This is a genomic window from Shewanella colwelliana ATCC 39565 (assembly GCF_000518705.1).
GTDB lineage: Bacteria > Pseudomonadota > Gammaproteobacteria > Enterobacterales > Shewanellaceae > Shewanella > Shewanella colwelliana.
In genome coordinates, this window is sequence record NZ_KI912480.1 from 134,307 (window position 1) to 149,197 (window position 14,891).

The window sequence follows — 14,891 nt, forward strand, 5'->3', positions numbered from 1 at the left end:
ATGAATTCAATAGCCGATATCATCGTTAATCAACATAACCTACTTATTAACCTAAAAGAGGTTATTGAAGCAGAGAAAGCCGCCTTGATCGAACAAGATGCCGATCGGTTGCTTGGCCTAGCTAGCAATAAAGCCAAATTGCTAAATGAGATCAAATTAAACGATGAAAGTTTATCGGCTCATCCTGATAACGCTGAACTGAAAACCAATGCCGACATAGTCAAACAGGTCGAAAACGCAACCAATCTACTTGAAGAGTGTAAAACGCTCAATGCGTTAAATGGCAAACTGATAGAGCACAGTATGGCCAGCCTAAATCGTTTTTCACAAGCACTGCAAGCCAGTCGTAACGCCTCGAGCCTCACCTATGACCAAAAGGGTAAAACCTCGACTATTTCAACGCTAGGTAATAACTTAAAAGCCTAACGACTGACTAAAAATAACGAATAAAAAAGCCGCTTAATCGCGGCTTTTTTTGTTAGACCAACCTTATTCATTAGATAAAGCTTAAAAATAGGTCACTTCTTTCACTTTCTGTGGCCGATTTTGTTGCTGATACAGCGCCCAAACCTGAGAAAAGTCCAGTTCTAACTCAGTCACATAGTGCTCACCTGCTGGATAGCTTTTGACTACCTTAGCCCCTCTAATGACACCAGATACCGACGCTTGAATACTATCATCGGACAGCATCCAGTCGCGTACTTGGCTTGATGCCGATAACTGCTGACCATAAACCTGCTCTGCTAACTCTCGATAAGCAGCAATCTTAGAGGCTTGCATAGCCATTAACACCCGTTGCGATTGCTCTTTGGCCGGCTGTGTATCGAGTGGTGCATACCCAATGGCTGTCAGCTTTGGAAATGACTCTGGCGCTTCGGTTTCCCACTGTATATATCTATCTTGCGAGGCACAGCCCACTAACAAGAGACCGATAGCTAAAACCCACGTCTTCATTGGTTCGCTCCTATTATTTGGATATCCGCCTGTCCAGGCTGACTATTTCGATGTAACTTACCATCCTTCGAGGTCACTTTTTCAGCCATTCTGAGGTAACCTGGTAATTGGGCAACACCCACACTTGACGCCGCCGCGGACACCACTCGATTATTGGTCACATTCACAATTCGACTATTAACAACTAGCATGTCCATCGACAGACTCATGGTCGATACCAGCACGTGCTCAACAGGCAAGTCTGCAGGTAGCTTGCGCCAATCTCGGGTCAACAACAACTCCCCTTCATTGGTTACGCTGACATTTTCACCCACATTGAGATCAACCAAATTGAATTGATGATCGTGCATCGCGGTAATAAGCCCTTGTTGTATCTGCAACCCCAAAGGGTTGGTCGTGGTCAAGTCATCTAACAACACTGGCGTTGCCACCAACAGCGCTTGCTTTGAGGTAAGTTGATCGTTTTGTCTGACGAGTTCGTTAGCAATCTGCTGTGTTAAATAATTCACGGCAGAATTAGACGGCAAACTATTGCCGTCAATAAAATGGTCCTGAATCGCATCTTGAGATGAGCACGCACCAAGCAGTACTAGTGAGAACAACATGAGAGCATTACGCATGGTAAGGTCCTATAAAAAAGTCATCTTTAATACTTTCACTAAACTATGCGGCGATATATCTAAGCACAGTCAATAATAAGTAATGAATCTAAAGCAATAAATGCGCCAACAACTGGATAAGTATAATAAACACTAATCTTCATTATCGACCTCATGGGCTAATAGAGTTACTGAGCCCTCATCGCTTTATCGACCCACACAATAGAAGCTTTAGCAACCACTCTTTAAAACTGCAAAATAGAGGCACACTTATTGCTTATGCATTAGAGAGCTAGCGCGATGTCTAAATGTCATGGCCTAACGCCATCATTTTGGCACCTCAACATAACTTAGCGCCATAGATAACAACGATTGAGACAGAACCATGAAGCCACTACACCTACTGATCATCATTACTGCGTTATTGCATTTTAACGTTAGCGCGCAATGGATTGAGGCAACAGGCCAAGCAAAAATCATCAATGGCAATATCACACAAGCTCGAGAGGATGCCATTGAACAAGCGTTAAGCTACGTTGCGTTACGCTCTGGTGGTAGCTTCTCAAGCGAGCAACAAACACAAAATGGTAGACTTACCCAAGATAAGTTTTCAATGTCTAATCAAACCCAGGTTTCTCACGTTGAATTACTTAATGAGCGCATAGAAAAACAAACTCTTACCGTCAACCTTCGTGTAGATATTATTGCGTCAACAGATGAAAAGTGCCATCTAGACCCGTTAAAAGCCGCCATATTAGTGCCTCAGGCTCAAATTAGCGATAGAGCCCAATTACGTTATGGCAACCTTGGAAACTTACAAAAAGCGATGTCAGAGCGACTCGGCTTCATCATGCGCAACCAAGCCAAAGCCAGCTTCCCAAATGTTCATGCTAATGAACGGCTAGACATTGAGCAGTCCTTGGTCGATATTCGAGGTTATCGCCTCCCCAGCTGGCTGAGTGAAATAACAGACAGCCAATATGTGCTGTTACCTGAAATCATTGATATCTCAACAGATCCCATCGAAGCCAGCATGTTTGGTTTATGGGACAGCTACCCACAACGTCAATTTCAACTTCGCTTATCACTTTATCATGGCATTAGTGGCGAGCAGATTTGGAGCGAATATTACAATTCACCAGCATTGTGGGAGTTTGAGAAGCAAATAACCGTGCCAGCGCACAGCAATCGCTTTTGGGCTTCCAGTTACGGTAAAAACATCGATAGTGTATTGATGCAGGCTAGTGAAGATATCGATAACGTCCTAAATTGCCGCCCACTGCTTGGACAAATCGTCTCTCGGCAAAACAATAGAGTGATCATCAATCTTGGCCGTAACAATGGCATTAAAGTCGGTGATAGTTTCCAATTAGTGCTGCAACAAAATCTGCCTGATAGACTCGACAATATGAGAGCCGTTGCAGGAAAAAGCCGGGCAACGATTAAGATTGATCAGGTCACACAAGAGAGTGCCACTGCAGTGCTAGAAGGCGCAAATGCAGCGCTTAATATACAAATTAACGACATTGCGATCAAAATATAACAGACATTTAGTGCACTATTTAAGCAACTAAATCTAAAGCCTTTTCATCGAGATGAAAAACAGTATAATCACTGACGTCTCCCTATAGCTCAACAGGATAGAGCAGTCGCCTCCTAAGCGATCGATCGGGGTTCGAGTCCCTGTGGGGAGACCAGATAGGCCTTTTTACCCATAAAATTCAATCGCTTACGATTTTAACAAATCTGGTGCCGCCCCTGTGCCGCCATAGAACAGGCCTTTTTAGCACTTTTTGTTATACATTCTCTTGGTATTAGTTGAATAACGCCTGTTTTACTCAGTTAACCTCAGTTGTAGACTTTTCACGGCATTTCTAATAGTTTTCTCTATTAAGAGATCACATGGAAGTTACATCAAATGAGTCAAGAGTTTTCCCCACTCAATCTACCTTTGGATAAACAAGCCTTAGTCGATATTTTATTAAGTTCTAATCCAGTTCGCACTTCTAAAGAATTTAATAAAGACGATTTACCTCAAGAGATCGAATCGGTTGTCAGCAATCTATTTAAGTACATTACAGCCGCACAAGCTTATGAAAAAATAGTTCCCCAAGATGTAAGCGAAGAAGAAATCATAAAAGCATTTGCCATAAACCCAAATGGCCAGTCACCAAGCTGGTGCTAAAACCAAAGCCAGTGCTATAGAGCTTTACCAACAAGGTAGTTTTAAAAAACCTAGCCAAGCCGCAGAAAAACTGTTTCCACAAGTGAAAGCGCTTGGAGAAAAGTATGGGTTTCACTTCATTTCCTTTGTTGCCTATCAAACCGTATAATAAGCGCCGAATAATTCATTCCCCAATAGCGAGGCCTTGTGGCACATACTTACATTCCACTGGAACAATACAAACGCAAATGGATTTTTAACCATAAAGATCTCCCTGTGACCGATGATGACAAGGCACTCGTTAAGCCTTTAGACCAAAAGTCATCAATGGAAGTGTGGAACAAGTGGATAAGCAACAAGAGTAGCCGCGCAGAACAGTTTGCCAAAGGGGATTGGGCCGCTAAAGGTGATGTGTGGAGTGAGCTCCAAGACTGGCAGAGTGCTTGGGACAGCGAAGACGACGCACTACCTGAGATGATGACGAGCCATTTCGATTGGCCCGACGACACGATAGTCTATTTCTGCTACGAAAAATACCTCGTCATTGAGACACGTTGGGACGTTTTTGTGCGCAACTGGAAGTGCTTTCTATTTTTTGACGACGGTCCACTCTTGATCTCTGCCAAGAAAAAACAAGCAGCATTTTTTCATCAAAGTGGCGAATACCAAATAGGCAACCGTGGCTAGTCAATCTTTGCGCGGCAAGTTAATTAGTCCATCATCAAACTCAATATTAACGGTCAACATATTCGGCCAAGACAAAGAGGTTTTATGAAGTCCCTCACTAAGATAGCGTTAGTCGTTTTATTTCTAATGAATGCTGAAGCTCAAGCCAGGGTCATCTCCGATGTCGATATTGCCGAGTCAATTTCGGTTTCTGAGCATACGCTAAACTTAAATGGTGCAGGTGTTCGCAGCAAATTTTTCATGGACCTTTACGTTGGTAGCCTTTACCTGCCGCAACGCACCACAAACATTGATGACATCCTTAACGCACCAATCGTTGTTATTCGTCTCAATATGACTTCTGGAATGATCACTTCAGACAAGATGAGCGATGCCATCAACGACGGATTTGATGATGCGACTGACGGAAATGTCGCCAACATCCAAGCACAAATTGATACCTTTATGGCGCTATTTTCCGATGAGATAGCAGAGGGTGACCAGTTTACCTTTGCAGCCACAAAAGCGTTTGGCGTTACCGCCTATAAAAATGGCCAACAGCAGCCCACCATTGAAGGGGAGCTATTTCGCCAAGCACTGCTTAAGATTTGGTTGGGAGATAAACCTGCTCAAAAAAGCTTAAAGAAAGCGATGCTTGGTCAATCATAAATACAAAAGTACAGATTAAAATAAAAGGCCAAGTCACGATGATTTGGCCTTTTTGCTATCCACTATTAAAATTTGTATTCGGCAGCAAATGCCAGCGCCATCTGGTTATCAATCTGCTCACTGCTATTGGGGTCACTGAGTTCCAGTTCGCCATTAAAGTAGTACCCAGCATACCCATTAAATGACAAGGATGAGGTTGCAGTCCAACCCGCTCGCAGAAAACTGACCCACTCATCTATTTCCATGGTGGTTTCATCATCTTTGACTAAAAAACGCTGTGTGCGTTTTGAGGTGCCAATACCGACATCCACATCATCCGTTAATTGATAACTTAGCTCCAAGCCCGCAGGACCACTAAAGCCTGCTGAAAATGGATTGCTTAACTTTAGGTTTTCCGTCACTTGCCAACTAACGGCCAAATAGGGAACGGTTCGAACCTCTGAAATATCATTTAAGTAAGCAACACCTAGTCCCAACATATTGCCGTTTTCGAAGCGATACATCCCCGAGGCGACCACACCATAACTTTGGGCATTAGAAGATGAAGTTCCGTCGGCATACGCATACTGAATCTTTGGCGCAAAGAGAAACATCCACTGTTTGTTAGGTCGGTAACTAACGCCTATGCTAGCGCTATAACGGTCAACTGAAGGCCATGTGGTGACACCATTACCAAACAAGCTGCCGCCACGTGTTCCCCAGTCATAATCTAGCTTGTCATAACTTGCACTCATACTCATTGACCACTCACGGTTTAACGGGATTGAGGCTTTGGCCCCAAACAACCATGTGTCACGTTGTAGTTGCAAGTTGCTATCACCTATGTCGGCATCACCTGTGCTAATACGAGAAACGCTAACACTAAAGGGGGAATACGGTTTACTCGCAGCATGGGAGGCTGGCACCAGCGCAAGGCCTGCAAGCAGCAAAGATAGAGACAGTAAATTGGGCTGTGTACGAATTTTCATGCCAACTCCATTAGCAACAGTTAATGACATTTTATACTATGAACATCATAGCAACTTTGAAAGCTTTATATTGATTATCAGAGACCTAATACGCTTGCTTTTAACTTTACGATCACTCTCTAGCTAACTTAATCACAACGGTATGCACGTAAAAACATCGCAACAGTGTCACGAATATAGGTTTCTCTGTTAGCCACCAGATCATCCACAGGCAAACCCAACTCTAACTTTAGTCGCATTTCACCAAACAGCATCAAGCACAGTCGCACACCAGCATCACGGCAATCACCAAAACGATAGGTGTGGCGTTGTTCCACTTCAATAAAATAGCGCTCTAGTAAACCGAGTAAATGTTGTGGGCCTGCGTTAAAAAATAACTGAGAGATCTCAGGATGTGAATCTGACTGCGCTACGCACGTTTTAAATACGTCTAATGCCTCGGGCGAAATAATCATCTCACCAAAATAGCTACCAAACTGCATTAATGCCGACACGGGATCATCAGGATTTGTAAATAACTCATCGGTCACTTGGTGTACAACACACTTAGACTCTATCGATGCAATAAACAGATCGTCTTTACTGCCAAAGTGCGAGTAGACCGTCTGCTTAGACACTCCCGCCTTTTTAGCCACCTCATCCATACTCGTGTTAGGGAAACCTTGGCCACAAAACAGGTCGATTGCCGCGGTCAAAATCTGCGCTTTTTTCTGTTCGCTTCGGCTAATTGATGACTGGACCATTTACTCTCCACACATTAAGTGATTTGTTAATATCGACATATTTTCACACAAACTAGACTAGACAGTCTAGTTCACACAAATTAGACTACCAAGTCTAGTTTAACGATTTTATTACCTACTGTTAACCATGGAAGCGTATCAGAATGAAAATGTTTAACGTCGCATCACGTCGTCGCGCCGCCCTACTTGTCTTAATCACTGGCACCTTGAGTGCGTGTCAACCAGGGCCCGTTACCGACGTTGGACAGATTCAAATTACCAAAGTGGCCAGCAACACCCTGATCGAAGCAAGCGCTTATGAAATCGAACAACAATTTACTGGTAACATTCGATCAGGAAACACCACCGCCATCGGTTTTGAACTCGCAGGTAAAATTAATCTATTAGCCGTTGATAGCGGTAACAGCGTCAAACAGGGCCAACTCCTCGCCCAGTTAGATACATCGTTACTCTTAGCTGAAAAACAAGAGCTTGAAGCGAGCTTAGCGCAAAACAGTGCCGATCTTGATTTAGCCAAAAGCACGCTTAACCGCAGTCTGGAACTCAAAAAACAAGGTTACACCTCAGAGCAAACTTTAGATGAGCTAAAAGGACAGCTCAACAGTTTGAAAGCGGCAAGGCAACGACTCAGGGCATCGATTGCCGCTAATCAACTACGTATAGAAAAATCAACACTCATCGCCCCGTTTGATGGCGTCATCGCAAAGCGTAATAACAACTTAGGCGAAGTGGTAGCACTTGGCTCCCCACTATTTACCCTTATCCAACTGAACAATCCACAAGCCATTATTGGCGTACCAGTGAATATTGCTCAAGCTCTTAACGATGGCCAAAAGCTGCCACTGCGCGTTAACGATACTAACTATAGCGCCACCGTTGCCGGTATAGGGGCAGAAGTCAACCCAGTCACGCGTACCGTACCTGTGCGTTTTACCCTGCCTACTGACGCTCCGGTAATCAATGGTGAGTTGGCGTACCTTAACTATGGAAAGCGTATCGAACAGTCAGGTTATTGGATCCCACTATCTTCATTAACAGACGGCCTGCGTGGACTTTGGAACATTTACGTATTGGTTGAAGAGGAGAAAGGCCAATACCGCATTGAACGTCGTGACATTGAGATCCTCTACACTCGCGGCAAGCAGGCTTACATCACCGGGGCTGTCAGGGACAACGAAATGTATGTGACCCATGGATTACATAAGCTAGTGGTCGGTGAAGTCGTGACACTTAATACAGATGTGGCATCGAGGTAATGATGATTAAAGCTCTGGTAGAAAATGGACGCTTAGCCAGCCTTGTCATCGCCCTGCTGATTGTCGCAGGGCTGGGTGCGATAAATAGTCTTCCTCGCATGGAAGACCCCAACATTACCAACCGTTTCGCCTCGGTAGTCACCCACTATCCAGGCGCATCGGCCGAACGTGTTGAAGCCTTGGTAACTGAAGTTTTAGAAAACCAATTGCGACGTTTAGAGGAGCTAAAGCTTATTCAATCAACGTCACACCCAGGAATTTCAGTCATTCAACTTGAGCTAAAAGACAGCGTAACAGAAACCGATCCCGTGTGGTCTCGTGCACGCGACTTAGTCAGTGACGCCAAAGCCAAACTGCCACTGAGTGCACAAAATTCCTTGCTTGATGATCAACTTGGCTATGCCAACACTGCCATCCTTGGTTTAGTATGGGCAGGCAGTGGCAAGCCTCGGCTAGATATCATCAATCGTTATGCAAAAGAGCTGCAAAGCCAATTACGCCTTGTAAGCGGTACCGACTTTGTCAAACTCTACGGTGCCCCCACTGAAGAGATTTTAGTGCAACTGGACGGTAATCGCGTTAATCAATTAGGGCTGACTTCTGCTGCTATTGCACAAATTCTTGCCAATGCTGACACTAAAGTCTCCGCTGGCGAAATCAATAATGAGAATTTTCGCGCCTTGGTTGAAGTTTCAGGTGAACTCGACTCGGTAACTCGCATTAAGCAAGTCCCGCTAAAAGTGGACGCCTCAGGCCAAATAGTGCGTTTATCTGAAGTCGCTAAGGTATTGCGCCAACCCAAAACCCCAGAGAGCAGTATTGCCTTAATCAACCAACAACAAGGGGTAATGGTCTCTGCAAGAATGCTTAATAATACTCGTGTCGACTTATGGCTACAGCGGGTGCACAAAGTGGTTGAGCAGATGAATGGTGAGCTATCGTCAAATATAAAAATTGAGTGGCTTTTTGACCAAGAGGGGTATACCACTCAGCGCTTAAGTGATCTAATTGGTAGCCTATTGCTAGGTTTTGTTATTATTCTTGCCGTATTAATGCTTACCTTAGGGCTTCGCAATGCAGTAATTGTGTCACTGTCACTGCCATTAACGGCGCTATTCACCCTTGCCTGTATGAAATACATTGGCTTACCAATACACCAAATGTCAGTAACTGGGCTAGTGGTTGCCTTGGGGATCATGGTCGACAATGCGATTGTTATTGTCGATGCCATTGCTCAGCGCCGCCAACAAGGCATTGATAAGCTCACTGCGGTCGCCGACACACTTAAGCACCTGTGGTTACCCTTAGCAGGCTCCACCATTACCACCATGCTCGCCTTTGCGCCTATTGTACTCATGCCTGGCGCTGCTGGGGAGTTTGTTGGCGGTATCGCTATCTCTGTGATGTTTGCGTTGTTAGGGTCTTACCTTATCTCCCATACCCTTATTGCAGGGCTCGCAGGTCGATTTGGCTCTACAGGTACGGCTAGTAAATGGTATCAAAAAGGCATCAGTTTTCCTGCGCTCAGTCAGGCATTTACATTCACTTTACATCAAGCACTTAAACGCCCTCTTCTCGCGGGACTTATTATAGGTATATTGCCAATTTCAGGATTTATGGCTGCTGGGCAAATGACCGAGCAGTTTTTCCCGCCTTCTGACAGAGATATGTTTCAAATAGAGGTACATCTACCACCACAGTCAAGTATTCACTACACTCGAAAATTGGTTGAACGCATCGACGCTGAACTTAGACATACGGGCAAGATTGAACGACTTGACTGGGTGATCGGCGGTAATACTCCCTCCTTTTACTACAACCTTTTACAACGTCAGCAAGGTGCGAGTAACTACGCCCAAGCAATGGTCAAAGTGGCGGATTTTGACACCGCCAACATGTTGATCCCTCGATTGCAGCGCCAGTTTGACGAGACCTTTACCGAAGCCCAAATTTTAGTTAGAAAACTGGAACAAGGCCCGCCTTTTAATGCCCCTGTCGAATTGAGAATTTATGGGCCCAATTTAGATAAGTTGCGTGAACTAGGTGATGAGGTTCGCCGGGTACTGATCACCACCCATGATGTGATCCATACCCGCGCAACCTTAAGTGCTGGAGCACCGAAAGTCTGGTTTCAATTAAATGAGGATGCCAGTTTAATGAGTGGCCTATCACTCACCGATATTGCCAACCAGATCCAAATGGCCACAACGGGCATTAATGGCGGTAGTATACTCGAACAAACCGAGTCGCTGCCCATCCGAGTCCGCACCCAAGATATTAACCGAGAGCAACAGTCTAAACTTTCTGAGATAAACCTCTTGTCACCTACGGGCAATGGCATTCCGCTATCAGCGCTATCAAGCAGCCGAATCGATGTCAGTTTAGGGGCGATTCCTAGACGAGATGGTCAACGAGTCAATACTGTCGAGGCCTACCTCACTAGCGGCGTATTGCCTCAACAAGTGCTCGACGATGCCAAAGCCCGAATTGACGCCATTAAGTTACCAGCTGGTTATCAGATTGAAGTAGGCGGTGAGAGCGCAAAACGCAATGAAGCTGTAGGGAATTTACTGTCAAATATCGTCTTGGTCGTCACCCTGCTACTGGCAACCGTGGTGCTATCATTCAACTCCTTTAGGCTGACAGGGATAATTCTGCTCAGCGCATTACAATCAGCAGGTTTGGGGCTATTAGCCGTCTATCTGTTTGGTTATCCATTCGGCTTTACCGTGATCATTGGTTTATTAGGACTCATGGTGTTAGCCATTAATGCAGCCATCGTGATTTTGGCCGAACTGGAAGATATGCCTAACGCTCGCGCTGAGACCACCGAGCAAATAGTCCGAGTGGTCAGCAGTTGTGGGCGCCATATTGGCTCTACCACCATCACCACTATCGGTGGTTTTCTCCCACTGATCATTGCAGGGGGCGGTTTCTGGCCTCCGTTCGCCATCGCCATCGCTGGCGGCACCCTATTGACCACTCTACTATCACTCATTTGGGTCCCCACTATGTATCAATTAGTCATGAAGGCTGCCCCCAAAGATAATGCGTTGCAACCCACACAGGTTTCAGCATAATCCTTGCTATGCTCATCACTTATCCCATGAGTGATGAGCGTCTGTTCTCAAACACAAACAAATAACCTACTAGTTTCTAACTTATTAATTTGAATTAGACCTATATCAAAACTTTCATCTTTCTATTTCGCTAGATTAAGCCAACTATAATAATGAGATGGACTAATAAGATGAATTATAAACATTGGCCAATCGCAAAACAGATTGGTGTGCTAGCCTTTGTCCTCACCGTTTTTGTCTTTGGTATTTTAAGCAGCGTATCCTACATTACCGCCGCCAAGGTCCTCGAAGAGAAAGGTAAGACAGCTATGCAAGCACAGATGCAAAGCACCGCCGATCTTATCGAACTGCAATATAACAGTCTGTTGATGCTAGCAAGGCGCAACGCCGATGTGTTACGCGCCATGTATCCAGGACAATTTTTTAAGCCTGACAAGACGGTCAGAGTCTTAGGGAAACCAACCCCTGCACTGGTGCATGAAAAAGAGCAGATTAACGCCTCTAAAAGTAAGGTCGATCGTTATTCAAACTTAACTGGCGGCAACGCAACGGTATTTGTTCGTGATGGTGATGACTTTATCCGTATCTCCACCTCGCTAAAAAAAGCCGACGGCAAACGAGCGCTTGGCACATACTTAGGTAAATCACACCCTGGGTACAACGCACTCATCAATGGCAAAGAGTACGAAGGTTACGCAAACCTGTTTGGTCGCGATTACATGACCGTTTACCGTCCAATCGAAGGGCCTAAAGGCGACACGATCGGTATTCTCTATATCGGATTTGATATCTCTGACTCACTCACCGAACTGCAACGCTCGATGAATCAACTTCGCCTTGAAGAGTCAGGCTTCTTTACTCTGATACGCAACATCGATAACAGCATTATCGCCAATCCACACCAAGCGCCTGGCACCCAACTTACCGAACAACAACTCGATGGCCTTTCGTTGACTCAGGTAAAACAAGACAAAGGTTCATGGGAATACCTTAACGACAATAAAGAGCCAATGTATGCCTATACACTCACTATTCCGGGTTGGAAATGGACCTTACTGGGTCAAGCCAAAATGCGTGAGCTTAACGAGGAGAGTTTAAAGCTACTAAGTATCAATGCCGCTGTGGCCACCATTGGCGTATTCGTTATTACACTGCTGCTCTCTTTTGTACTGCTTAGAACCCTTAAGCCGCTGCGCGCATTACAACTACAGCTAACCCAACTTGGTCAAGGAGACCTCAGCCAGCAGTTCATTATGCCAAGCGAAAACAGCGATAATGAAGTCGATAAAATAACGATTAGTGCCTCACAAATGGCTGACAGTTTAAAAGCCTTAATTCACGCACTACAAAGTTCGGTCAACACATTAGAGAATCAAGCCCGAAGCGCCCAGGAAATTGCACGGCTCAACGGCGATGAAGCGCAAGCACTGATGGCGCAAACCGACCAAATCGCCACCGCGATAGAGGAGATGTCTACCTCAATTCGGGATGTAGCGACCCATGCAGGTGATGGTGCCCAAAAAAGCCAGCAAGTAGACATTGCATCGCGCGAGGGTCACCAAACCTTAGACAATGTGGTCAAAGGGCTAGCGACACTCAGCCAGCAGCTAGATGCCAGCCATGTCAGTGTCGAAAGCGTTAGCAAGCAAAGCGAAGCAATTAGCCAAGTGACCGAAGTCATTAATAGTATTGCAGAGCAAACCAACTTACTGGCACTCAATGCGGCCATTGAGGCGGCGAGAGCGGGTGAACAAGGCCGAGGGTTTGCAGTTGTTGCAGACGAAGTGCGCACCCTTGCCCAGCGCACTCAAACATCAATCTCTGAGATTGGTCAAACCATCACTGAGCTGCAGTCACAGATTAAAATTACCGCAGAGCAGATGGGACAAAGCCATCAACTCGGTGCGGCCTCCGCAGACCAAGGAGAGGAAGCCGCTACGCAACTCAATCAAATCACTATCAGCATTGGTGAGTTAGCCATTGCGTCGAGCAGCATTGCCAGTGCCACAGAACAGCAAAGTGCTGTAGCCGACGAGATCACCCGTAACTTGCATCAAATCACTGAGCTGGCACGTGATGGTGAACAGCGCGCCACCGATACCGTTGATGCGGCGCAAGGACTCTCTGACTTAGCCGCAGAAATAAAACAACAAATTGGCGTATTTAGAGCTTAATAGCTACTAGCTACTAGCTACTAGCTACTAGCTACTAGCTAAGCAACAATAAGCCAAACACAAAAAAGGCCAGCGATTTACATCGCTGGCCTTTTGGGACAGATAGTCGAAATAAAATTATTTCTTAGTATCTTTAATATGAGTCATCATACGCTTACGGCGACGCTCTTGGCTTACCGTTAGCTTCTTACTGTTCATACCCTCAAACGGGTTGCCACCCTCTTGGAAACGCACCTGAATTGGCGTTCCCATCACTTTTAGTGAACGACGGTAGTAGTTCATCATAAAGCGCTTGTATGAATCAGGCAGTTTCTTAACCTGGTTACCATGCACCACAACAATTGGTGGGTTGTAACCACCCGCATGAGCATATTTAAGCTTAACACGGCGACCATTAACCAATGGCGGTTGATGATCGTCTTGCGCCATCTGCATGATACGGGTCAGCATCGAGGTGCTGACGCGACGGGTTGCACTCTCATAGGCTTCTTGCACTGACTCAAACAGGTGACCAACACCCGTACCGTGTAATGCTGAGATAAAGTGAATACGCGCAAAGTCGATAAAACCAAGACGGCGGTCTAGTTCGCTCTTAACACGATCTTTCACCTCTTGGTCGATACCATCCCATTTGTTCACGGCAATCACCAACGCACGACCAGCGTTGAGGGCAAAACCTAATAGCCCTAAATCTTGCTCTGCAATACCTTCACGGGCATCAACAATAAGCAGTACCACGTTAGCATCTTCTACCGCTTTCAATGTCTTAATCACCGAGAACTTCTCGACGGTTTCATGCACTTTACTGCGACGACGAACACCAGCGGTATCAATAATCACATACTCTTGACCATCACGCTCAAGGGGAATATAGATACTGTCACGGGTGGTACCTGGCTCATCATAAACCACCACTCGCTCTTCACCTAAGATGCGGTTAGTCAATGTTGACTTACCCACGTTCGGCTTACCAATAATCGCCAGTTTGATCGGTAGATCTTGTAGGCGCTTCTGCTCAGCTTCCGCTTCCTCTTCGGTGTATTCACGCTCCTCTTCAGGCTCGCCCTCTTCACCATCACGAGTTAAACCGAGAGCTTCGGCATAAGGTGCTAATGCATATTCAATCATGTTGGTGACACCACGACCTTGCGACGCAGCCATCTGATACACTTCGCCTAAGCCAAGGGCCCAAAACTCGCCACAAGCAGAATCGGCATCGATACCATCAACTTTGTTAGCCACCACAAAAGTGGTTTTTTCACGGCGACGTAAATGCGCTGCAATCGCTTCATCGGCTGAGGTTAATCCTGCACGAGCATCGGTCAAAAACAGTACCACATCGGCTTCTTCAATCGCCGCCAGCGACTGCTCAGCCATGCGTGTTTCGATACCCTCTTCGCTGCCATCAATACCACCGGTATCAACCACGATAAACTCATAACCAGAAAGGTGTGCACGGCCGTACTTACGATCCCGAGTCAATCCTGGGTAGTCAGCTACCAAGGCATCTCTGGTGCGCGTAAGACGATTGAATAGGGTCGACTTACCTACGTTTGGTCGGCCAACGAGGGCCACTACTGGAATCATTTTCTTGCCTCTAATCTACAAATCTTTCTGA

At 45.7% G+C, this 14,891-nt stretch carries 14 protein-coding genes and 1 tRNA gene; 10 read left to right on the forward strand and 5 right to left on the reverse strand.

The window, feature by feature from the left end; translation table 11 throughout:
• Positions 1 to 426 (forward strand): flagella synthesis protein FlgN, encoded by a 426-nt coding sequence (locus tag L876_RS0118950; RefSeq protein WP_028765237.1) that lies wholly within the window; start codon positions 1 to 3, stop codon positions 424 to 426.
• 81 nt (positions 427 to 507) lie between these two features.
• Here the strand turns inward: L876_RS0118950 and L876_RS0118955 are convergent, their stop codons facing one another.
• Complete coding sequence (locus tag L876_RS0118955) at positions 508 to 954, reverse strand: LPP20 family lipoprotein (RefSeq protein WP_028765238.1); 447 nt, start codon at positions 952 to 954, stop codon at positions 508 to 510.
• Positions 951 to 1,574, reverse strand: coding sequence for a FlgO family outer membrane protein (locus tag L876_RS0118960; protein ID WP_028765239.1), 624 nt, complete (start codon positions 1,572 to 1,574; stop codon positions 951 to 953). Before L876_RS0118960 ends, L876_RS0118955 begins: the two co-directional genes overlap by 4 nt.
• A 364-nt stretch (positions 1,575 to 1,938) precedes the next feature.
• On the opposite strand from L876_RS0118960, the gene L876_RS0118965 reads away from it, so the two are divergent.
• The 6 genes from L876_RS0118965 to L876_RS0118990 all read left to right on the forward strand — a co-directional run bounded on the left by L876_RS0118965 (position 1,939) and on the right by L876_RS0118990 (position 5,052).
• Positions 1,939 to 3,096: a flagellar assembly protein FlgT gene (locus tag L876_RS0118965; protein WP_028765240.1), complete on the forward strand. Its 1,158-nt coding sequence runs from the start codon at positions 1,939 to 1,941 to the stop codon at positions 3,094 to 3,096.
• Positions 3,097 to 3,174: 78 nt separating this feature from the next.
• Positions 3,175 to 3,250 (forward strand) — tRNA-Arg (locus L876_RS0118970).
• A gap of 221 nt (positions 3,251 to 3,471) precedes the next feature.
• Entirely contained in the window at positions 3,472 to 3,738 is a 267-nt protein-coding gene (locus L876_RS0118975; RefSeq protein WP_028765241.1) for a hypothetical protein, read from the forward strand.
• Positions 3,713 to 3,886: a hypothetical protein gene (locus L876_RS22815; RefSeq protein ID WP_156029453.1), complete on the forward strand. Its 174-nt coding sequence runs from the start codon at positions 3,713 to 3,715 to the stop codon at positions 3,884 to 3,886. The genes L876_RS0118975 and L876_RS22815 overlap by 26 nt, the downstream gene beginning before the upstream one ends.
• A 38-nt stretch (positions 3,887 to 3,924) precedes the next feature.
• A complete protein-coding gene (locus tag L876_RS0118985) occupies positions 3,925 to 4,404 on the forward strand; it encodes a DUF2947 domain-containing protein (protein ID WP_028765242.1) in 480 nt (159 codons plus the stop codon).
• Positions 4,405 to 4,488: 84 nt separating this feature from the next.
• A complete protein-coding gene (locus L876_RS0118990) occupies positions 4,489 to 5,052 on the forward strand; it encodes a chalcone isomerase family protein (RefSeq protein ID WP_028765243.1) in 564 nt (187 codons plus the stop codon).
• A 65-nt stretch (positions 5,053 to 5,117) separates the two neighbouring features.
• On the opposite strand, the gene L876_RS0118995 is transcribed toward L876_RS0118990, so the two are convergent.
• Positions 5,118 to 6,020 (reverse strand): DUF6268 family outer membrane beta-barrel protein, encoded by a 903-nt coding sequence (locus L876_RS0118995; protein ID WP_028765244.1) that lies wholly within the window; start codon positions 6,018 to 6,020, stop codon positions 5,118 to 5,120.
• Between the two features lie 128 nt (positions 6,021 to 6,148).
• Complete coding sequence (locus L876_RS0119000; protein WP_028765245.1) at positions 6,149 to 6,763, reverse strand: TetR/AcrR family transcriptional regulator; 615 nt, start codon at positions 6,761 to 6,763, stop codon at positions 6,149 to 6,151.
• Between the two features lie 143 nt (positions 6,764 to 6,906).
• Between L876_RS0119000 and L876_RS0119005 the strand changes: the two genes are divergently transcribed.
• From L876_RS0119005 to L876_RS0119015, 3 genes are all read left to right on the forward strand, one after another.
• Positions 6,907 to 8,019 (forward strand): efflux RND transporter periplasmic adaptor subunit, encoded by a 1,113-nt coding sequence (locus L876_RS0119005; protein WP_028765246.1) that lies wholly within the window; start codon positions 6,907 to 6,909, stop codon positions 8,017 to 8,019.
• A 2-nt stretch (positions 8,020 to 8,021) separates the two neighbouring features.
• Complete coding sequence (locus tag L876_RS0119010) at positions 8,022 to 11,099, forward strand: efflux RND transporter permease subunit (RefSeq protein WP_028765247.1); 3,078 nt, start codon at positions 8,022 to 8,024, stop codon at positions 11,097 to 11,099.
• 170 nt (positions 11,100 to 11,269) lie between these two features.
• Positions 11,270 to 13,273 (forward strand): methyl-accepting chemotaxis protein, encoded by a 2,004-nt coding sequence (locus tag L876_RS0119015; RefSeq protein WP_028765248.1) that lies wholly within the window; start codon positions 11,270 to 11,272, stop codon positions 13,271 to 13,273.
• A gap of 117 nt (positions 13,274 to 13,390) precedes the next feature.
• On the opposite strand, the gene der is transcribed toward L876_RS0119015, so the two are convergent.
• The gene (der, locus tag L876_RS0119020; protein WP_028765249.1) at positions 13,391 to 14,860 is read right to left on the reverse strand and encodes a ribosome biogenesis GTPase Der; all 1,470 of its coding nucleotides are present in this window, start codon (positions 14,858 to 14,860) and stop codon (positions 13,391 to 13,393) included.
• Positions 14,861 to 14,891 lie beyond the last annotated feature (31 nt).